Below are 22,083 nucleotides of genomic sequence, written 5' to 3'. Positions count from 1 at the left end.
GATGAAAAAACTCCTGGTATTATCCGACGGACGCTCGATTCATACAGAACGCTGGTGCCGATATTTTGAGCAAAATGATTTTGAAGTCGCCTTGTTTTCACTCGAGGAGATTTCAATTTTAGGCCCAAAAATTAAATATCAGGGGAGTCGCCCAACCGGGCGGGGGCTAATTGATTATTCACTGGCAAAAAACCATTTCCGCATAGTCGTCGAATCATTCAACCCCGATATTATAAACGCCCATTACGTGAATTCATACGGTTGGTTGGCTTCGCATACCGATAAATGCCCCGTGATTGTGACCGCATGGGGCAGCGATCTCCTTATAGTTCCTCAAAAATCAAAAATGCAAAAGCGGCGGGTGGCACAGGCGCTTAGCCAGGCCCATTATTGTACCGTCGATTCACATAATTTATTTGAAGCCGCCAACGAATATATTGACGCACAAAAAATAATAAAAATCATTATGGGGATTGGCAGAGAGTTTTTTGAATATCGCGTGAAAAAGGATTATGGCAATAATGAAATCATCCGAATCCTGTCGCCCCGTGGTTTTCAGCCAGTGTATAATCCGGAAACAATCATTGCGGCTGCCGAGAGGCTTAAAGAGAAATTCCGGTTTCACATTGATATGCTTGGGGACAGTTCGAATATTGAGAAATATTCGGCAATAATTGAAGATCGAAATCTTTCCAGCCATATTAAAATAAAAAATCGTCTACCCCGAGAGGAATTTGAAAAATCATTGTCGGATTACGATATTTATTTGTCGGCATCTCGGTCGGATTCCACCTCGGTCTCATTGCTGGAGGCGATGTCGGTGGGTTTGCTGCCCGTCGTTAGCGATATCCCCGGTAATCGAGAATGGATTACAGATTATCATAACGGATATCTTTTCGAAACTGGAAATGTCGCATCATTGACGGAAAAGCTAACGGAAGTTTTAAAAGGGAAAATAGATTTTGACCGCATTGCTCAAATAAATCGATCATTAATTCAGGAAAAGGCAATCTGGCAGGATAATATGTCAAAGCTGAAAAAACTATTTCTGGATATTTCGTGCGAATGAACAGATCCATTCTGATAATCGCATACTATTTTCCACCTCTGGCCATGGGGGGCGTGCAGCGGATTGCCAAACTGACGAAATATCTTCCTCAATTGGGTTACAATGTCCATGTGCTAACCGTAAAACCAATCAAATATCCTGCCTATGATAATTCTCTGCTTGAAGAACTCCCTGATTCGGTCAGGATGTATCGTTCAGGTTCATCCGATCCGGCGCGGCTGGCTCGATATTTACCTCTGCCACTGACTGGCCTAAAAGACATTTCACAAAAGGCCAAAAAAGCCGGAATGATCTGGCCCGATTCAAAAATCGGCTGGAAAAAGTATGCGATTGGAAAAGCATCTGAGGTGATTAATAAGCATGATATTGATTTGATCCTATCATCTTCACCTCCCATTACCGCTCATATCGTGGCTATGGAAATATCGGAGAAATTTCAAATTCCGTGGGTTGCCGACTTCCGAGATATCTGGGAATCGCGCGGACCGGAAATGATGTATAAGGATGAGTTGCTTATAAAAAAATCTTATGATCTACTGAATCAAATCGGTCTAAAAGCGTCGGCGGTATCAGCCATCAATAATACAATAGCATCCCAAATATCCTCAACTGCCGTTTCCATACCGGGCGGATATGATCCTGATGATTTTGCATCGCTGCGGGCTGTTGGCGATGACGGGAAATTTAATCTATGTTACCTGGGGACGATTAGTGGCCTCCATCCTATTGAACCTTTTCTAAATGCGGCTCATGATTTAGCGTGTAAAAATAGCGAATTTCGAGCAAAATATAAATTCACGTTTATCGGAGCCAACGATAAGAATGATATCATGCGTCTTGCGGGGAAATTTGAAATGACCGATAGGATAGAAGTCATTGATTATCGGCCGCATCGCGATGCTCTCTCGAAAGCCGCGTCCGCTGGGGTATTATTACTCAGTGCCGCTGAAAATCATGAGGATATTTTGACCGGTAAGATTTTTGATTATTTGGGGCTCAAAGCGCCAATTCTTGGAGCCGTGCCGCCTGAAGGAGAAGCGGCTAAGATGATTGAACGGCATAAGGGCGGATTGTTCGCATCGCCAAATGACATAAGTGGGCTGGCCAAAGCGATGGAGGAATTATTTCGCCGATGGCAAAACGGCGAAAAATGGGAAAAATCCGGACTTGATACTCTAACCCGATTGCATACCGCGAAACAATTCATCAATGTTTTTGAGAGAATTCTTGATGCCTGATAAATCTGAAATTTCTGCTGTAGTTATTTCCTATAACGGAAAGGATTTTATTTCCGATTGCCTGCGTACGCTTCAAGATGATCTCATGGATTATAGGCATGAAATAATTATCATTGATAATCATTCAACTGATAACACGATCGAAATTATTGAACGAGATTTTCCGAATGTAAACCTTATAAAAAATTCAGAAAATCTTGGATTCGCCGGGGCTGTCAATCAGGGGATCGCACGGGCGAAATGTGAATATATTTGGATATTAAATCAGGATATTCGCGTTCGAAAAGGATGCGCCCAAACATTACTTAATTATTATTCAGACCATGGCGATGCCGGAATGGCAGGCCCGCGACTTGTAGGTTTTGACGGCGCTCTCCAGAAATACTGCCGCCGCTTCCCGCTTTATCATCATATCCTCTTTGAGCTGTGTGGACTTTCAAAGCTATTCCCTCGGTCGAAATTATTTAACGGCTGGAAAATGGGCGACTTTGATCATTTGACCTCAGCCGTAATTGAACAGCCGATGGGGGCCGCCATACTTATCAAGCGAGATCGAATCGATAAAGTGGGGATGATGGATGAATCCTTCCCGATATTTCTAAACGATGTTGATTTATGCAAACGGTTGTGGATAAATGGATATAGAAATTATTATTGCTTCGACGCCGTCATTGAGCATTACGGAGGAGCGTCAGTTTCCAGACAAAAGCCCAAAATGGTCTGGCTCTCGCATCTAAGTATGATAAAGTACTTTGCCAAGTATGAGAAGTTGGACCGATCGGAATTGCCGGTAAAAGTATCACGCTATCTGCTTTTAGGTATAGTTTCTTTTCTTCTATTCGTTGCCGCGATTCCAAGGTCGGCATATCACTTGATTCGAAAAATTATTTAACCAGCGCCATTTTTCGCGTGATAATTCCCTCTGCGGTTTTCAATCGATAAAAATAAATTCCCGAAGGGGCGGAATTGTTATTCATGTCGGTACCTTCCCAAATGATTTGATGAATACCGGCCGGCAGGTATTCGGCAACCGGTTCGTCAATTACATTTCCGAGGATATTATATATCGTAAGTTCAACCCGGCCGGATTGTGAAGTCATAAATTCAATGGTTGTAGTCGGATTGAAGGGATTGGGGTAGTTTTGTACCAATGAAAACCTTAACGGAATCGGCAAGTCGTTATCATCAACATCGGAAGCGATAGACGGACTGAGCGTGATTTCTGAAGATATATATCCATGACCGTTAACGGTTACGGTGATAATTTCGGTCCAGTCATCGGGGATGGAAAATGTAGCAATCCCATGCAAATCTGTGGTTGCGAATAGATAGATATCATTGGCGTTATTTATAACTACGGTTTTCCCGGCCAAAGGAACGTCATTTACGTCAACATGGATGCTGAGTTCTCCACCAATCGGGTAGGCATACGGACCGGAAATATTTATTTCTTCCGGACGGTCGAGATACAATTCAATTGAGGGGTCGCCATAATAATTTTGTCCGTATATCTGGTCGCGATAATATGGAAAATCTATCCATGAGCGGTACATCGCCTCGACCGGATTGCCTTCGGCGGCATCAAAGAGATGGCCATAAAACGATGCCATTAATTTGTAGCTGGATCCAACCCAACCCCATCGAGTAAAGGCAATCATGCCGACCGGTCCGGAATTTTCCAGAGATAAAAGCTCCTCCGCGACCGAAGGAACCGTTTGGCCGTATAATGTTTCAAGATCAAATGAAGCCTGGTCGCAAGACACCGAATAATAAAACCCGATTTTATTGTTATCCTCCATGCTGGAAAAATAGTCACCATCAATACCTTCGGCGGTAAACAGATATTGCTTGGGAAATTGATTATACTCTCTGGAACTTAATACGAAACCGTCAGGGCGTCCATGAGCCAAAATATTTACGAAACCGTAACCCTGTGACAAACCGCTGAGAGCATCATCGGCATAGGGGCCGGTGGGAGCCGGATCATTACCGTTCGGATCTTCGGCTAACCGCTCACAGTCATTGTCTATATGTGCCGGGAATGATTCGGCTACCCGGTATTGCTGGCCGCCCTCAAAATAATCGCGCATCTGATCTGATGAAAAAAATACGGATTTCTTAAGATAATCCGTATCGCCGCTTCCGGGATTGAATAAATAATCCCTCAATTTTTCTGTGTATGCGATTACCTGAGAGGCTTGAGAAAACGGCAACCGACCTATTAATACTTCCGCTCCCAGATCTGGATGATCCTGAGTCGGCTCACCCCAGACACCATCGCCGTCAAAATCCCAGTCGCCATCAAAATCGGCAAAATATAAGTCGCAGATCATTAGATCGTAAAGAGCAGGAATGATTGTCGTATTATAGAAATACGCGTATCTAACCGGGACCTGGTTTTCATCCCCTCCGAGTAAAACATATTTCCCGCCATTATTATAAAAATCATGGAGATAATTTCTGAGGGCTTCGGCTTCGTCAATTCCCGAGTAATTCGCGTAAATGGAATCGGTAATGGCTAATGCCGCGTTGTATCCCGTAGATCGTTTCAAGTCTATAAAAACCTTAAAGGCGTCGACAAATTCGGGGGATGTGACGACCACGAATTCATTACCCAGGGGACAGCCGTCAATTCCGGATCCGGAAGATAAGCGGTCCAAGGCGGACTTAGATTTATTATTTTCAATTGAATTGGGAAGCCCTTCATAAATTTTCGCTCTATTATTCGATGATGAAATTTCAATAACGTGATTGAAAACTATTTTATCCTCACCCAAAAACTGAATCGGGAAAACAGTGATCGACCAGATCGAATAATTACTCATAAATATCTGTTCGATTTTCCCGGGAGCGGAAGGATAAATGTTGTATACTCTGGAGAAATATCTTGGGTTTTCGATTTCTTTGTTCAATGCGCTGGTGGGAATATCGGCCTTATTTTTTGAAATTTGAAAATCGATCTGAATTGTATCGCTTTCAATAACTCGCAAAAACAGCGTTTCCTCATCTTGATTAAGATAGGAATGATATTTAAGCTGAGTTATCGGTAAGGACGGATATCCCTCAATGCTGATAGTTTCCAGTCCCGAAAGGCTAATTTCACCTTTTTGTCCATCTATTACTAATTTTTCCAGATCGAATTTAATTAACTCAATGGCATCGGCGGAAAACGCGTTTCCGACGGCTAAGATCAAGGCCGTTATTAAAATAGTCAAAACTTTCATTATCATCTCGCTTGTTCCTTTTCGAATCAATCTGATAAAACGCAAGAGAGATGCCTTTGAAGGAGCTTTTTGAGGAATTTTCGCGGTTTATAAGTTATTGCTTAGTATTTGGTTAGAGGTGGGTGTTATAGTTCAGGAATTAGTCCAAATAGTTTTCAGGAATTATATGGTAAGGCCACAATACTCAGTCGATTCTCATCAATTGAGAAAATTAATAATCCTGAAAATTTTGTTGAGGGCTGTGACATTTTTTGGTTCAAGGAAATACAAAAAAATGAAAAAAAATCCATTCTTACTTATTGATTGATATTAAATTAGGGCGGTCTTTTTTTTTAATATTTTCCTTGACTTTTTTCAGATACATGGGCAATATTGGGGTGCGGTGGGATAAAATGGGTAAATTTTTTTTAGAAAGGCGCGTTTTGCTCGGATTTTGCGGCTCTTATACTTGCACCATTGACGACAAAGGTCGTCTTTCCATTCCGGCTAAAATCAGGCCCGGAGATCCGGAGAAATCAAAGGAGAAGAGTATTCCGTCGGGAGATAAACTGGTTGTATCTCAGGGTCTCGATGGTTGCCTATCATTGTATCCGGTTGATGAATGGAAAAAGGTGCAGGAGCGCCTTCAATCCAAATCCTTTACTCTTAGAGATTTCCGCTATGTCAATCGACGCCTCCACCAATACACGTCAGTCGAGAAAATTGACAAATCAGGCCGAATTCATTTACCGGAAATATTACGAACTCAGGCGGGAATAAGCAAGGAAGTTCTGGTTATAGGAGCCAATCAGACGATTGAAGTCTGGGATCCCGAACGATATCACGCTTATACGGAAAACTATGGCCGCTCGCTGGAAGACGTAGCCGAAGAATTGTTTAAAGATGACCCTGACTGATGGTTATCATCAGCCGGTAATGGTTGATGAGGCTGTCGGTTTATTGAATATCCGTCCCGCTGGTAACTACATAGACGCTACCGCAGGTGGAGGGGGATACACAGTTATTATTGCATCCCAACTGGGACCTTCGGGAAGGCTTTTGGCAATTGACAGGGATGTTGAAGCAGTTGAGCAAACCAGGGAGAGAAACAGGGAGCTTTTATCGCATGTGGATATTACTCAGGGGAATTTCAGCGACATGGCCAATTTAGCATCTACGGTTGGAATTACAGCCATTGACGGAGTCGTTTTTGATCTGGGAGTTTCCGGGCATCAATTCGATTGTGCCGAAAGGGGTTTTTCTTATCGGCAGGACGGACCGCTCGATTTTCGCATGGATCGTTCACAAGGATTAACCGCCGCGGATATTATTAACAATTACCCTCAGGAAAAACTTAATAATATTTTTTATACTTTAGGCGAAGAAAAAAACGCGCGCCGCATAGCCTCGGTAATTTCCAATTCGAGAACAAAAAAAGAAATCACGACCACCTTTGAATTAGTCAAAATCATAAAATCGGTAACTAATCCCAGATATTTGAATAAAACTTTATCGCGCTGTTTTCAGGCTATTCGAATAGTCGTCAATGAAGAGATAGAGAGTCTGAATAAGGGGCTGCAAGTCGCGATTGGACTATTGGCTCCCGCCGGGAGAATAGTAGTACTATCATATCACAGCTTGGAAGACCGTCTGGTTAAAAATATATTCCGCGAACGCAAACAAAACGGGGATCTACAAATCCTCACCAAAAAACCGCTAATCGCCAAAGACCAAGAAAAGGATTCAAACCCTCGCTCCCGTTCAGTCAAATTGAGGGCTGCTGAGAAAATATGAAAATGAAGATACCCCGCCGCTACAAAACTAAAAGACGCTCCTCACGCAAAAACAACCTGCCCGTCAATCGGTTTGTCCGCCTTATCCTCTTTACGTTGACAGTCGTTTTTCTCGCGTCGGTTTACATTTATCAGCGGGTTTGGGTTCGAGAACTTGATAATGAGATAAAAAAATTACAGAAAAAGAATGAACTGGCCGAAGAATTTCTTTCTGAATTGAAAATTGATTGGATTGAAGCGTCAACTTTGATAAATGTCGAGAAAGCTATCGCCGTTCACAAACTTGGCCTTCAGCCAACTATGCCGCATCAGAATTTGATTGTCAATCCGGTGCTGTACGAGGACCGGGGACGCTACGCCGGTTTCTTTAAGGCTTTTGATAAGTTAAAAGAGGGTATTCCCTTCATAGCACCGAGTGAAGCGGAAGCAAACCAGCTATTTGAGGTAAAGTGAAAGTACATTATTCAAAAATACGGGCCGGACTGGTTCTGATGACATTTACCCTGATTTTCTCGATCTTTCTGGGCCGTGTGATTCTTTTTCAGGTTGTGCGCGGAGGCGATTATCGAGAAACGGCCCGGAAATTGTATTTACAATCCAAATCAATTCGAGCCGAGCGCGGTTTGATATTCGACAGTAAAGGTCGAAAGGTAGCCATTAATAAAACGTATAAATCTCTTTGCGCTTACCCCTCAAGTAAAGATGTTATCGAATCGACTTATACCTTAATTTCAAATGTACTAAAGAAGAGTAAAAATTCTGTTAAGCGTGAATATATATTAATTCCCCGGAAATTCTGTTACATCAAGCGAGGATTGAACGCTTCCGAATATGCTCGTTTTACATCGAGTAAGAAAAAATACGGGCTCTTCATAGAAGAAGAACCTGCCCGTGATTATCCCTACGACATGGTTGGCAGATCTATTCTTGGATTCGTTGATTCGGACAACATCGGGAAATCGAGTGTGGAGATGTTCATGGAAGATATTCTGGCCGGAATTGAAGGACGTTCCCTGATAAATCTCGATGGTCTTGGTACAGAATATCAGATTCAGGAGATTCCACTCAAGGAAGCGGTTAAAGGCAATTCGGTAGTACTGACTATTGATTGGGATAAGCAACAAATTGTAGAAGAAGAACTTGCGCGAGCCGTTGAGAAATACAATGCTAAAGGCGGGGTAGCCGTATTTGTCAATCCGCACGACGGAGCTGTGATTGCCGCCGCAGAATATAGCCCGACTGAGACCAATCATGACAAGCCAATGAAATTATCCGCCGCCGCGGATACTTTTGAACCGGGTTCAATTTTCAAACTTATTACCGCCGCAGCTGTTCTCGAAGATGGATCGATTAAAGCGAGCGACAAGTTTTACGCCAATCAGGGACGCTGGCGTCTGGGGCGGAATAGTCTCCGGGATGATCATAAGTATGACACCCTGACGTTTCAAAGCGCTTTTGAATTGTCGTCCAATATCGCTATTGGCAAAATCGCTAACGAAATTGGCGGCGAAAAAGTATATGCCATGGCCCGCAAATTTGGATTCGGACAAAAAACTCGCTGCGGCATGAACGGCGAAAGCCGGGGAATCCTTACAAAGCCTCGAAGATGGTCAAAATTCGTGACTTCGACCTTCGCCATCGGCCATGGATTATCGGTGACGCCGCTACAAATGGTTCAGGCATATGCGACAGTCGCGTCGGGCGGATTTTTAAATCAACCATATTTTGTCAGCGGGTGTATAAATCATGAAGGGGAAGTCATTAACCGGCATGAAAGTCGGCCGGTTAAAGTACTCGATGATGAAACCGTAAATCAGCTGCGGGAATTTATGCGCGGTGTAATTGTCAATGGCACCGGTACCCCGTTGGCTGACGCTGGTGTGACAATCGCCGGAAAAACGGGTACGGCTGAAAAGCCTAACCTGGAGACGGGCGGGTATTACAAAAACAAATTTATGGCATCCTTTGCCGGGTTTTTCCCTGCCGATTCACCGCTGGTAGCTGGTATTGTCGTTCTCGATGAACCGGAACCTATTCACTACGGCGGTTATACTTCGGGTCCGGCCTTCAAAAATATCGCTGAAAAATTCGCCGCGATTGATAATTATGGCTTCTCGACAATCAATTCCCGGCCATTCGCGGACAATCAGGAAATGGATAATGCCGAAGCATTTACTGAAGATTTTGTGCGCGTACCGGCTTTAGTCGGTCTCTCATGTGATAAAGTCACAAATAATTGTGGTCGTCTAAAATTAAAGACCCAATTTATCGGATGCGGATCGCATGTCATAGCTACATGTCCCCCGAATGGTGCCTTTGTTGAAAAGGGAGAATTGCTCCGGTGTTTCACCAACAAGATATCCGGTGAAGATTTAACTGTTCCTGATGTGACAGGCTTAACGATTCGTGAAGCCATAAACATTTTCGATTGCTATGGAATCGAGGCGAAATACCGGGGAACGGGAAGAGTTGTCAAGCAAAAACCGGAGGCGGGTTGTGTTCTTGCATCCGGAGAAAAAGTAGAATTGACGTTCAAACGAAATACAGGAGTGTAATCATTCTTTTACGGGATTTAGCCAGAGCGGTTTCGGGTGCGGAAATTACCGGCAATGACGATGTCGAAATTTCCGGTATCGAATATCATTCCGGGATGATTAAACCGGGTTCGGCCTTTGTGGCCATAACCGGTTTTCAACAGGACGGGAATCTGTTCGCTCAGGATGCCATCGAAAAAGGAGCCGTGGCCATTATAACTGAAAAGGAAGGCGACTATTCCGTCCCGCAAATGATCGTTCCCGACACTCGTATGGCATTGGCCGATCTGTCCGCACTCATCTATGATTATGAAAAAAACAAAATAAAAATTTGCGCCGTTACCGGTACTAACGGCAAAACAACATCATGCTTTTTGATAAGAAATATACTAAACGCCCGAGGTAAGCGAACCGGTTTGGTGACATCTTTGGTATATGACACTCTGCGCGACCAGATTACGGCTTCTCGCACGACACCGGAATCTCTGGATATCTTTCGGTTACTAACCGCCATGAAAAATAATTTCTGCACGAATACCGTTATTGAAGTTTCCTCGCATGCGTTAATGTTGCATCGCATTAGAAACCTGAATATTCAGGTGGCGCTGTTTACCAATTTTACCCGGGAACATCTCGATTTTCATAAAGATATGAATGATTATCTGGAAGCCAAAGCCAAACTGCTCGACTTCGTAACGTCAAAAACTCAGTGGGCGGTTCTGAATTATGACTGTCCTGAATTCAGAGGTTTTCTCGATCGCCTGACATGCTCACACATGACCTACTCACTTTCGGATCCGGGCGCCGATGTCTATCTGGAACATTTTGAGTTGCGACCCGATGGTTCGAGTTTGGAGCTTCGGACGCCGATGGGTGTCAAGCATATCGACTTCAAATTACCGGGACGGTACAACTTATATAACGCCCTGGCGGCTGCGACAGCATCACTTGCATCGGGAGTCGATATTGATTCGGTTGCTACCGGATTGGCTAATTCACGAGTAATACCGGGAAGACTGGAAAGAATCGAGAGCAACGCGCCTTTTTCGGTTTTTATCGACTATGCGCATACTCCCGACGCCTTGAAAAGAACGATTGAGACATTGAAAGAGATCGGTACTGGCCGCGTTCTCACTCTCTTTGGATGCGGTGGAGATCGCGACCGAGGGAAACGACCTCTGATGGCTGAAGCCGTGGCGTTATCTTCCGACTATTGCGTTCTCACATCCGATAATCCTCGTTCCGAAGATCCTCAACAGATAATAAATGATGCCCAGGCCGGATTTACGAACGGGGCCAGGGCCGAAATAATCAAAGACCGTGAAGAAGCCATAAAGCATATCTTAGAAAATTCTGAACAGGGGGATATCATTCTCCTGGCAGGCAAAGGGGCGGAAGAATATCAGGAAATCAACGGCGTTCGTTATCCGTTTAGCGATAAGGATGTGGCGATTAAATATTTGGAAAAAATGAGGCACGGGAGATAGGTGAAATACTTGAATCCGTCAATACTGCAAAAAGTTCTTGATTCGGAAATTGTCGACGGGGCAATTGACAAAATGCCCGAATTTACCGGACTATCCGTCGATAGCCGCACGATCAGATTTGGTGAATTGTTTTTCGCGATTCAGGGAGACAATAACGATGGGCACGATTTTATCCCCGGCGCCTTTAAAAATGGAGCCGCTGCCGCGGTTATCAACCGCAACCGTTTGGCTCAATTTGCCGACAATCCGCCGGGATTAATTTACGCCGTTGATGATACCCATGAGGCTCTGCTAAACCTGGCCGGTTATATTCGCCGCCAGATAGACGCCCGATTCGCCGGCATCACCGGCACCAATGGCAAAACAACAACCAAGGAAATGCTTTACTCAATCATAAACGTGAGTCATAATGCCTTTCGCTCTCCGGGAAATTTAAATAACCTCTTTGGACTTCCTCTCTCGTTAGGCATGATGCCCTCAAATGTTGACTATGCCGTTTTTGAGCTTGGCATTTCGGTTCCGGGGGAAATGGCCCGATTGGCGTCGATTATTAAACCGGACATCGCGGTAATTACCAATATCGGTCCGGCTCATCTGGATACGCTGCGTACGATGGAAAATGTAGTCAAAGCGAAGTTCGAATTAGTTGATAATCTTCCGGTGGGGGCGGTAGTTATCCTCAATGCCGATGATGAAAATCTGACAAAGGAAGCCCATAGAAGAAATCTCAAATATATCGGCTTTGGGATTTCCAACTTTTGCGACATCCGGGCGACCAGAATAGAGATTGATGATAAGGGCAATTACTCCTGTGACGTCAACGGCCGGAATATCCGTGTTCCGGTTTATGGCAAAGTAAATATCTATAATGTCCTGGCTGCCATCGCGGCGGCAACGGTCTGGGAATGTCCGCCGGATGACTGGGAGCAGGGTTTCGCATCATTTCAGCCAGTGGATATGCGAATGGTCTCGGAATCATTTGAGGGATTGCATCTTTTGATCGACTGTTATAACGCCAATCCCGAATCGGTTACGGCGTCGCTCGAGACGTTGAGCAATATACCCACCGAAGGTAAGCGTATTGCGGTCATGGGAGATATGCTGGAACTTGGCGAAAATGAGAAAGAGTTTCATAAAAGTATCGGGGCTATCGCCGCCGAATCAGGATTGGATTTTCTGTTATGTCTGGGACCGTTGACTTCAATTACGGTCGAAGAAGCAATTTTCAAAGGCTTGTCCGACAAACAAGCGATGCATTGCCGGGATCATAACGAATTGCTTAACCAATTACTGAAAATCATACGTCGAGGTGACCTGATTTTGTTCAAGGGGTCTCGTGGCATGCGAATTGAAAAAATCGTCGCCGGATTGAAGGGAACGGCTTTTAAAAACAATTAAGATGCTGTACTATTTGCTCATAGAATTAACACAATACATCTCCGGTCTGAATCTGTTCCGTTATATCACCACTCGAGCTGTTGCGGCCTCGGTAACCGCGCTTCTCATATCAATATTATTCGGTCCCATGTTTCTTAGGATTTTGCATCGCTATCAGGTTAAGGAAAAAATCAGGGACGAAGGCCCCAGCACCCATAAATCCAAGGAAGGCACTCCAACGATGGGCGGGGTCATGATCCTCTTTTCGGTTTTAATACCAACCCTTCTTTGGGCGGATCTGGCCAATCGGTTCATTCTCTTAATTCTGATGGTCACCGTCTGGATGGGCGCTATCGGATTTATGGACGATTATCTCAAAGCAAAAAAACTTCAAGCCCGCGGTTTGGTCGGACGCAAGAAAATGATCGGTCAAATTGGCTGCGGTCTGTTATTTGGTCTGCTGTTATATTATTTCCCGCCCAGCGGTGAGTTTAGCACCCATACTAATATACCGTTTTTCAAAAACTATATTCTTAATTTGGGCATTCTCTACGTTCCGTTTATAATCGTGGTCATTACCGGTACATCTAACGCGGTAAACCTATCCGATGGTCTTGATGGTTTGGCAATAGGGCTTTCGGCATTTTGCTTTATCGCTTTCGCCGGATTGACCTACCTGGCCGGACGCGCGGACTATTCCTCCTATCTGGCTATTGAGTATATGCCCGGTTCCGGAGAATTAGCGGTTTATTGCGCTGCTGTAATCGGCGCCTCGTTGGGATTCTTGTGGTTTAATTCTCACCCCGCCCAGGTATTCATGGGTGATACCGGAGCGTTAGCGTTGGGGGGAGCTTTGGGAGCCATCGCGCTCTTAATTAAGAAAGAACTTTTGCTTGTTATCGTTGGAGGAGTATTCGTGGCCGAAGCGCTGTCGGTCATAATTCAGGTAATGTCTTATCGACTAAGAGGCAAGCGAATCTTCAAAATGGCTCCGTTGCATCATCACTTTGAATTATTAGGATGGGATGAATCAAAAATTGTCGTCCGGTTTTGGATAATAGGCGCTATATGTGCACTCTTAACCCTAAGTACATTGAAAATACGATGAACAGAATTGATCGCATACAAGGAAGAAAAGTCGGCATAATCGGCATGGCCCGGTCGGGAATTGCCGCCGCGAAATTAGTTAAGCAACTGGGTGGTCTACCGCTGGTTTCGGACGTCATGCCGGAAAAGGATTTGTCTGAGGAAATCGCAATTCTCGAAAAAGATAGCATCGCGTTTGAATACGGCGGACATAGCGAAAAATTACTCGAAAGCGATTATCTGATATGTTCGCCCGGTGTATCGGGTACGATTGATATCCTTCAAAAGGCATCGAGTGCCGGAATTCCGATTCTTTCGGAAATTGAGTTGGCTTACTGGGTTTGTCGGGGGAGAGTTCTGGCAATAACCGGCTCCAACGGCAAGACTACGACAACGACATTGCTGGGAGAAATATGCAAAGCCTCGGGAATACCAACGGCGGTAGGAGGAAATATCGGAACCCCGTTTTCACAAATTGCGCGGGATGTACCTGATGATGGCTTGGCAGTCATTGAAATTTCTTCATTCCAATTGGATCGGATTGAGCAATTCGCGCCATACGTTGGCATTCTGTTAAACCTGACACCCGATCATCTCGATCGATACAAATCATTTGATAATTACTGCGCCGCCAAATACAAAATATTCGAAAACCAAACGGCCGAACATTATGCCGTGCTCAATGCCGACGATAATGAAATTTCGCGGCGGCCTTTTCCATACCAAGGCCGTGTCATTAAATATTCAATCCAGGATAGCACCAGTATCGGCCAACTCCCGGATGGTGTCTCCCAGAGGGGGAAGAGACTGTTCGGGAAGTTGGCCGGCAGAGAATACGATATTATGGTCTCCGACAAAATCGGAATCCCCGGCCCGCATAATTTATCCAATGCCTCGGCGGCCGCAGCCGCGGCGCTGATATGCGGTATTGATACCGATGTAATCGCTTCCGTTCTCGAGAGATTTTCCGGAGTCGAGCATCGCCTCGAATATGTCAATACCATCGGGGGAGTTTCGTTTATAAACGATTCCAAAGGCACTAATGTTGATGCCGTTGTTGTCGCCCTGCAGTCTATTCCCGGAAATATTAATCTTATCGCCGGAGGGCGCGATAAAGAGGGCGATTTTATTCGTCTCCTGCCTTACGCGGAGGGTAAAGTCAATCATTTGATTCTTCTTGGCGAAGCCCGGGAAAAAATATTTGATCAACTGGGCCGTCATTTTCCGGCGGTCATGGCTGATTCAATGGCTGACGCCGTGCGAAAATCATTCGACCTGTCGCACCCCGGAGATACGGTCCTTCTTTCGCCCGGATGCGCCAGCTTCGATATGTACCGTAACTTTGAACAGCGCGGCGAAGATTTTAAGAAACTGGTAATGAAATTAAAAAACGGTAAAGGTAAGGGAACCGCTGTTGAAGCCTAAAGAACAAAAGATCGATCATTGGCTGCTTTTATCAGTCTCTCTTTTAATTCTACTTGGCAGCGTCATGGTTTATTCATCTTCAAGCGCTATCGCGCAAAATGCCATGACCGAAGAAGGGCGAAAATTCTCGAGCCATGCTTTTTTCCTGAAACGCCAAATTGTATATCTGGTGTTGGCTTACATTGTCATGTATCTGGCAATTAAAATCGATCTTGAAAAAACAAGAAAACTGATATTCCCGGGATTAATTTTGGCCTTTACCCTATTGATAATCGTCTATTTCACTCCGCCGATACGAGGTACGCACCGCTGGTTGTCGATGGGCTTTTTCACATTCCAGCCGTCGGAAATTTTCAAGTATATGACTCTATTTTACCTGGCCCACTCGTTATCGCAAAAAGGGCGTTCACTCGACAATCTCAAACTATATGTGTGGCCCTACGGTCCGATTCTACTGGCGGGAGCGCTTTTGATAGTCTTTGAGCCTGATCTTGGTTCGGTTCTGGTTTTGGGAACGACAGTCATTATTCTTTTATTTCTGGCCGGAGCGAGGTTAAATCATCTGGCCATTGCCATAGGAGGATCAGCCGTTGCGGTTTATCTCCTTGTATTTATCGCCGGATATAAAAAAGGACGGGTCCTTGATTTTCTCGATTGGATGGCCGATCCAATGCAGGCTCCGCATCAGGTCAAACAATCGGTTTTATCAATCGCCAATGGAGGTATTCTGGGGACCGGGCTGGGAAATGGAATTTTCAAGCAGTTTTTCCTGCCGGAACCGCATACCGATTTCATCTTTGCCTCAATCGGGGAAGAGCTTGGTCTTTTGGGATTGACCATTACTCTGGGATTGTTCTTTACGGTAATCTGGCGAGGTTTCCGAATTGCCTCCGGTCAGCCGGATAAATTCCGATACCTTCTGGCATCCGGATTGATTCTTTGTTTGGCGATTAATATCTGCATCAACATCGCGGTTGTTCTGGGTTTGATTCCGACGACTGGATTACCGTTGCCGTTTCTCAGTTTTGGAGGGTCTTCATTAATTGTATCAGCAGCGGCCGTAGGACTCCTCCTCAATTTATCCCGCTGGCAGGTGAGGAGGGTTAGATGAGAGTATTATTTGCGGGAGGAGGAACGGGCGGCCATCTGTTTCCGGCTCTGGCCATTGCCGAAGAAATTAAACGCCTTAATAAAAATAACGAGATTGAATTTGTGGGAACCAGATACGGTATCGAATATCGCATGAGGGAAAAACTGGGATATCCATTATCTCTGATTTCAATGCGCGGCCTGCCTCGAAAAGTTTCTCTTAATCTGTTGATATTTCCTTTCAGGGTGGCGTGGACTGTGATTCAATCAATAAAAATATTGCGTCGTTTCAAACCTGACATAGTAGTCGGTACCGGAGGGTATGTAGCGGGACCGCCGATTATCGCGGCCTCAATGAAAAAAATCCTCTGTGTCATTCAAGAGCAAAACAGTTTCCCCGGTTTGGTAACGCGCAAATTGGCATCCCATACCAATATGATTTACCTGGCTTACCGGAAAGCGGAGGAATATTTACCGAAACGGGCGAATCGGATGCTTCTCGGTAATCCGGTCCGTTCCTCAATTAATTCCGGCGACAAAAACCTGGCGTATGAAAAATTTGGATTAAGACGGGGGCGAAAAACAATTTTGATCCTGGGCGGTTCACAAGGAGCGCGGAAGATTAATTATGCCGTACTCGATGGATTGAAATTCCTCGATGATTCGGTTCAATTATTATGGCAATGCGGGGAGGGGGATTACAAGGATGTAACTGAGCGACTGGACAAAAAGGATTTTGTCGTCTCCCTCTTCCCGTTTTCAAAAGATATGGAACTCGTTTATGCCGCCGCCGATATCGCTATCGCTCGGGCCGGAGCGCTGACTATTGCCGAATTAACAGCCTGCGGCATTCCGGCTATACTGATTCCCTATCCTTACGCGACGGCCAATCATCAAGACTATAACGCCCGGGAAATCAAAAAAGCGGGCGCGGCCGAAGTTATCGCTGACAAGGACATTGACACTGTCAATCCGCTACAGAAAGCCATGACAATTTTGGCATCGGATAAATATGAAAAAATGAAATCGGCGTCATTGGAACTGGGGAATGTGGATACGGCCCGGAAGATAGCTCTTCATATTGCGGATTTGGTTCAGAATAAAGGAGAAAAGCTTGGCGACTATCACCAGGGTTGAAACACCGAAAGAGTTTAGGCGGGCAAATATGATTTTTTCGAAATACAAAAGACTCCACTTCGTGGGAATTGGCGGCGCGGGTATGTCGGGTATGGCCAAGATATTACACAATCTGGGTTATCAGATATCGGGTTCCGATATTTCGCCTTCGGAAGTCACCGAGCATCTTGAATCGCTTAATATGCCAATTTATAGCGGCCATAGCGCTTCTCAAGTGGACGGCGTGGATTTGGTCGTCATATCTTCCGCGGTGGACGAATCAAATCCAGAAGTTGTCGCGGCGCTTGCAAAAGGTATACCGGTTATTAAGAGAGCTGAAATGCTGGGCGAATTGATGCGCCTCAAATTCTCCATCGGAATCGCGGGCAGTCACGGCAAGACGACAACCACCGCCATGCTTGGCAAAATTCTGGTAACCGCCGGAATGGACCCGACCATACTCGTAGGCGGACGCGCCGTCGAACTTGATTCAGGCGGCCAGCTTGGGCAGGGCGAGATTATGGTCGCTGAAGCGGATGAATATGATCGCTCTTTTTTGAAAATGTATCCTTCGATAGCTGTAATCACCAATATCGAAGAAGATCATCTCGATTGTTATGACGGGATCGAAGACTTACTGAATTCATTTACGGAATACGTCAATCGTGTTCCCTTTTACGGCTCCGTCATTATACCCGAATCGGATGGAAATGTTCTGCGTATTCGCGATAATATTAAACGCCCAATTATCACTTTTGGGTTTAGCCCCCAGGCCGATATTTATGCCGATAATATTGAATTTTCGGGTCACGGTTCAAGTTTCGAGCTTATTGTCAGAGACGAAAGCAAGGGTCGGTTTTCTCTCAATATACCGGGCTGGTTTAATATTGCCAATGCTCTCGCGGCAACTGTGGCCGCTCTCGAATTGGAGATATCCCTTGAATCAATCGATGAGGGGCTCCGGTCATTCAAGGGAGTGGGACGCCGTTTTGAGGTTATAGGCGAAGTTAATGATGTAACCGTTATTGATGATTACGCTCATCATCCCAGCGAAGTCAAAGCCACCTTAAGCGGACTGCGCGAATCGGTTTCATCATCTCCAAGAAAAACGATCGCCATTTTCCAGCCGCATTTGTTCAGCCGTACGCGCGATTTCTATCGTCAATTCGCTGAGGCCTTACACAGCGCCGACGTCGCTTTGGTAGTTGATATCTATCCCGCTCGGGAAAAACCTTTGCCGGGAATAAGTGCCAAGATGATCGCGGAATTCGCTCATTCTATTGGTTATAAAAACATCAGATACGTCGGACTCAAAGAAAACGCGATAGACATCGCCGCTGATTTATCCGAGCCGGGGGATGTAATCATCACAATGGGCGCGGGAGATATCTTCCGCATTAACGAAAAATTGCTCAAAAAACTGGGTTTGTGATGTTTCTGGGAATTCGAAAAAAATATTGGATTTGTTTGCTAATCACCTTGGTAATCGGAGGAACGATTCTCTTCGCCAATATTTCGTCCGTATTCGCCTGGAAAAGCATTGAATATTCAGGCCCCAGAGCGGATGAGCTAAATTCTAAATTAGAAAATTTTCCCGATGAGACAAATATCTTCAGATTAAATAAGGATATACTGACCGATACTATTATGGCATGCGACGGCATCCATAATATAGCCCTTAATTATGATTTGCCTTCAGGAATCTATGCTGAAGTTAATCGCTTTACGCCGCTGGCCATTTTAGCCTCCGAAGATCTACATGGCATTGATAAATTCTGCCGTGTAATACCTTATGATACCGATTGGGTATCAAAGGATGTGCCGGTCATTACAGGCTTGAATAGTCCGCGCCTATTTACTCACCCCGATGATTTTAGAATTGCCGATGTTATCCGGGGCCTGGAAGAAATCAAAGAAAACTTACCGGAGCTATTTGCCCGGATTGCTGAAATAGATTTCTCATCGAAGATTTATCTCGAAATATTTCTGACTACCGGCCATGAATCGTATTTGGCAATTTCAAGAGATTTCGCGGCTCAGCTCTATAAAATGCACTTGTTTCGCGAGACCAGATTAGGTCTTCAAGGCGGTCAGTTTAATCTCCAGTATGCGGGAGTGGTTATTAGGAAATGAGAAGAGGAAGGAAGTCATAAGTGCGGACCATAGTAGGACTCGATATCGGAACCACCAAAATATCGGCCCTCATCGCCGAAGTCGAATCAGGTGAGGAAACTCCGCGGCTGGTCGGAATGGGAATGGTTCCATCCGACGGAATGCGGCGAGGAGTAGTAGTGGATCTGGAAAAGACGGTGCGATCGATATCCAAGGCGATAACCGATGCGGAGTTGATGGCAGGTGTCAACGTCGAATCGGTTCTGGCCGGAATTTCCGGCGATCACATTCGCTCGATAAATTCGCACGGCGTTATCGCCGTTTCCCGGAGCGACAATGAAATTACCGAAACCGATATTGAGCGCGTTATTGATGCTGCCCGAGCGGTCGCTATCCCGGCCGACCGCGAAATTGTCCATGTTATTCCGCAGGATTTCATTATCGATGAACAGAGCGGCATAAAAGTTCCCATCGGAATGTCGGGTGTGCGGCTCGAAGCCGAGGTTCATATAATTACCGCGGCGGCCACTGCCATTAGAAATATCTACCGCGCTATCGGACGCTGTGAACAGGAAGCGGAAGCCCTGGTGCTGGAATCTTTAGCGTCAAGTTACGCTATTCTTACCGATGAAGAAAAAGAACTCGGTGTTGCCGTCATTGATATCGGTGGAGGAACGTCCGATATCGCTGTTTACTATGACAATTCCATAAGACATACATCAACCGTTCCCCTGGGCGGAAAAAACGTAACCAACGATATCGCCATCGGCTTGCGCACGCCGATTGAGCATGCGGAAGAAATTAAAAAGAGATTCGGAGCCGCTATGCCTTCTCTGGTAGACGCCAATGACATGATTACGGTTCCCGGTGTGGGCAGTCGCGCCGCGCGAGAGATTTCAAGAAATGTCCTGGCGTCAATTATCGGACCGCGTATGGAGGAAATATTGACCATGACGATGCGGGAAGTCAGGAAATCAAATTTCCCCGATTCTTTGGCGGCCGGTATTGTCTTAACGGGAGGGGCGTCGCTCTTGCCAGGCACCGAAGAGTTGGCGGAGCAAATTTTTGATATGCCCGTCAAGATCGGATACCCTAAGGGATTTGACGGAATGACCGATATGGTCAACTCGCCGATTCATGCCACCGGAGTGGGTTTGATTTTATACGGGATGAAGCATGGCCATGAAGTCGCGCGCAAAAGCAAGACTCACGGCCTGTTTAAGAAAATTGAAAAATGGTTCAACGAACATTTTTGATAAAAAAGAATAAGTAGGATAAAATCTCAAGAGGAGGATGTCATGCCCTTTGAGTTTGAAGACGAACAAGTAATGCACGCGGCGCTGAAAGTTGTCGGCGTTGGGGGAGCGGGCGGAAACGCGGTCAATCGCATGATTGACAATGGACTTTCGGGAGTTGAATTCATCGCCATTAACACCGACGCGCAGGTTTTGGAGCAAAATTCCGCCGCCGCCAGGATCCAAATCGGCAAGCGCGTTACCAAGGGATTGGGCGCGGGAGCCAACCCGGAAATCGGAAAAAAATCAATTGAGGAAGATGCTGATGAAGTCGCGGCCGCTCTTGGTGGAGCCGATATGGTTTTCGTTACCGCGGGAATGGGCGGCGGAACCGGAACCGGAGCCGCTCCCTCGGTAGCCAAACTGGCCAAATCGCAGAGCGCCCTGACGGTGGCGATTGTCACCAAACCGTTTGATTTCGAAGGCAAAAAGCGAATTTCACGAGCCGACGATGGTCTGGAAGAATTGCGCAAGCATGTCGATACTTTGATTACGATACCTAATCAAAGACTTCTCGCCATCGCCGATAAAAACACACTTTTGACTGATGCCTTCGGTATCGCCGATGATGTTCTTTATCAGGCGACCAAAGGCATCTCCGATTTGATTACCGTCGCCGGACTCATCAACTGTGACTTTGCCGATGTCAGAACGGTGATGCTGGAAATGGGCGATGCCCTAATGGGTACCGGGGAAGCTACCGGCGAAAACAAAGCGTCGATTGCCGCTCACGACGCCATATCATCGCCGCTACTGGAAAATATTTCTATCGCCGGCGCGAAGGGCGTTCTGGTGAATGTTTCCGGCGGACCGGATATGACCCTGTTTGACGTCAATGACGCTACCTCCAGGATATATGATGCCGCCGGCGCGGATGCCAATATTATTATCGGGGCCGTCATCGACCAAAATCTAAAAGATACTATTCGCGTGACGGTAATCGCGACCGGATTCGGCCAGGGTACATCTATGCGGGAAGAGCTTGAGGAACCGCGGGAAGAACAGGCGCCGACCGACTTATTCGGTAATGTCATCAAACATGAAGCGCCTGCGACTCCGGCCAAAAAAGCTCCCCCGTCTTCCAATGGCAACGGTGATCCCAAACGGGCAGTGGTCTTTACGGCTAATGATAATTATGAGGTACCGGCATATTTGCGAAAAAAAATGGATGAGATAGAGGAGGAATTGGCCGAACCATTTGATGAAAATTAAGGATATAGTAATAGAAATTTATGCCGCGCCACCTTTCGGGGTGGAAT

Annotated in this window: 18 protein-coding genes; 17 read left to right on the top strand and 1 reads right to left on the bottom strand. The window is 45.7% G+C overall.

All coding sequences use genetic code 11. The features are described from left to right. Position 1 precedes the first annotated feature (1 nt). The 3 genes from V3V99_08975 to V3V99_08965 are packed head-to-tail and all read left to right on the top strand — an operon-like array spanning position 2 to position 3,199. The gene (locus tag V3V99_08975) at positions 2 to 1,069 is read left to right on the top strand and encodes a glycosyltransferase family 4 protein (GenBank protein ID MEE9442786.1); all 1,068 of its coding nucleotides are present in this window, start codon (positions 2 to 4) and stop codon (positions 1,067 to 1,069) included. Then, entirely contained in the window at positions 1,066 to 2,307 is a 1,242-nt protein-coding gene (locus V3V99_08970) for a hypothetical protein (GenBank protein MEE9442785.1), read from the top strand. The genes V3V99_08975 and V3V99_08970 overlap by 4 nt, the downstream gene beginning before the upstream one ends. Next, positions 2,300 to 3,199: a glycosyltransferase family 2 protein gene (locus V3V99_08965; GenBank protein ID MEE9442784.1), complete on the top strand. Its 900-nt coding sequence runs from the start codon at positions 2,300 to 2,302 to the stop codon at positions 3,197 to 3,199. Before V3V99_08970 ends, V3V99_08965 begins: the two co-directional genes overlap by 8 nt. Here V3V99_08965 and V3V99_08960 read toward each other — a convergent pair. Beyond that, positions 3,192 to 5,531 (bottom strand): C25 family cysteine peptidase, encoded by a 2,340-nt coding sequence (locus V3V99_08960; protein ID MEE9442783.1) that lies wholly within the window; start codon positions 5,529 to 5,531, stop codon positions 3,192 to 3,194. The two genes, V3V99_08965 and V3V99_08960, sit on opposite strands and share 8 nt — an antisense overlap. 392 nt (positions 5,532 to 5,923) lie before the next feature. On the opposite strand from V3V99_08960, the gene mraZ reads away from it, so the two are divergent. From mraZ to ftsZ, 14 genes are read left to right on the top strand one after another with little or no spacing between them, the layout of a single operon-like run. Beyond that, a complete protein-coding gene (gene mraZ / locus V3V99_08955) occupies positions 5,924 to 6,427 on the top strand; it encodes a division/cell wall cluster transcriptional repressor MraZ (protein MEE9442782.1) in 504 nt (167 codons plus the stop codon). Beyond that, the gene (gene rsmH, locus V3V99_08950; protein MEE9442781.1) at positions 6,414 to 7,304 is read left to right on the top strand and encodes a 16S rRNA (cytosine(1402)-N(4))-methyltransferase RsmH; all 891 of its coding nucleotides are present in this window, start codon (positions 6,414 to 6,416) and stop codon (positions 7,302 to 7,304) included. The genes mraZ and rsmH overlap by 14 nt, the downstream gene beginning before the upstream one ends. After that, positions 7,301 to 7,756 (top strand): hypothetical protein, encoded by a 456-nt coding sequence (locus V3V99_08945; GenBank protein ID MEE9442780.1) that lies wholly within the window; start codon positions 7,301 to 7,303, stop codon positions 7,754 to 7,756. Before rsmH ends, V3V99_08945 begins: the two co-directional genes overlap by 4 nt. Next, positions 7,753 to 9,858 (top strand): penicillin-binding transpeptidase domain-containing protein, encoded by a 2,106-nt coding sequence (locus V3V99_08940; GenBank protein MEE9442779.1) that lies wholly within the window; start codon positions 7,753 to 7,755, stop codon positions 9,856 to 9,858. The genes V3V99_08945 and V3V99_08940 overlap by 4 nt, the downstream gene beginning before the upstream one ends. Beyond that, on the top strand, positions 9,798 to 11,324 hold the full coding sequence (locus V3V99_08935; GenBank protein ID MEE9442778.1) for a UDP-N-acetylmuramoyl-L-alanyl-D-glutamate--2,6-diaminopimelate ligase: 1,527 nt from the start codon (positions 9,798 to 9,800) through the stop codon (positions 11,322 to 11,324). The genes V3V99_08940 and V3V99_08935 overlap by 61 nt, the downstream gene beginning before the upstream one ends. After that, positions 11,325 to 12,722 (top strand): UDP-N-acetylmuramoyl-tripeptide--D-alanyl-D-alanine ligase, encoded by a 1,398-nt coding sequence (gene murF, locus V3V99_08930; GenBank protein ID MEE9442777.1) that lies wholly within the window; start codon positions 11,325 to 11,327, stop codon positions 12,720 to 12,722. It begins immediately after the preceding gene. Position 12,723: 1 nt separating this feature from the next. Further along, the gene (mraY, locus tag V3V99_08925; protein MEE9442776.1) at positions 12,724 to 13,809 is read left to right on the top strand and encodes a phospho-N-acetylmuramoyl-pentapeptide-transferase; all 1,086 of its coding nucleotides are present in this window, start codon (positions 12,724 to 12,726) and stop codon (positions 13,807 to 13,809) included. Next, positions 13,806 to 15,212, top strand: a complete 1,407-nt coding sequence (gene murD / locus V3V99_08920; protein MEE9442775.1) for a UDP-N-acetylmuramoyl-L-alanine--D-glutamate ligase — start codon at positions 13,806 to 13,808, stop codon at positions 15,210 to 15,212. Before mraY ends, murD begins: the two co-directional genes overlap by 4 nt. Continuing rightward, a complete protein-coding gene (ftsW, locus tag V3V99_08915) occupies positions 15,202 to 16,323 on the top strand; it encodes a putative lipid II flippase FtsW (protein ID MEE9442774.1) in 1,122 nt (373 codons plus the stop codon). Before murD ends, ftsW begins: the two co-directional genes overlap by 11 nt. Next, the gene (gene murG, locus V3V99_08910; GenBank protein ID MEE9442773.1) at positions 16,320 to 17,438 is read left to right on the top strand and encodes an undecaprenyldiphospho-muramoylpentapeptide beta-N-acetylglucosaminyltransferase; all 1,119 of its coding nucleotides are present in this window, start codon (positions 16,320 to 16,322) and stop codon (positions 17,436 to 17,438) included. Before ftsW ends, murG begins: the two co-directional genes overlap by 4 nt. Positions 17,439 to 17,466: 28 nt before the next feature. Then, the gene (murC, locus tag V3V99_08905; GenBank protein ID MEE9442772.1) at positions 17,467 to 18,849 is read left to right on the top strand and encodes a UDP-N-acetylmuramate--L-alanine ligase; all 1,383 of its coding nucleotides are present in this window, start codon (positions 17,467 to 17,469) and stop codon (positions 18,847 to 18,849) included. Between the two features lie 35 nt (positions 18,850 to 18,884). Continuing rightward, positions 18,885 to 19,550 (top strand): hypothetical protein, encoded by a 666-nt coding sequence (locus V3V99_08900; protein ID MEE9442771.1) that lies wholly within the window; start codon positions 18,885 to 18,887, stop codon positions 19,548 to 19,550. Positions 19,551 to 19,570: 20 nt separating this feature from the next. Continuing rightward, complete coding sequence (ftsA, locus tag V3V99_08895; protein MEE9442770.1) at positions 19,571 to 20,785, top strand: cell division protein FtsA; 1,215 nt, start codon at positions 19,571 to 19,573, stop codon at positions 20,783 to 20,785. Positions 20,786 to 20,827: 42 nt separating this feature from the next. Next, positions 20,828 to 22,036, top strand: coding sequence for a cell division protein FtsZ (gene ftsZ / locus V3V99_08890; GenBank protein MEE9442769.1), 1,209 nt, complete (start codon positions 20,828 to 20,830; stop codon positions 22,034 to 22,036). Positions 22,037 to 22,083 lie beyond the last annotated feature (47 nt).

It is taken from the genome of Candidatus Zixiibacteriota bacterium (assembly GCA_036480375.1).
In the GTDB taxonomy this organism is placed as follows: domain Bacteria; phylum Zixibacteria; class MSB-5A5; order GN15; family JAAZOE01; genus JAZGGI01.
This window is presented reverse-complemented; position numbering and strand designations above follow the sequence as displayed.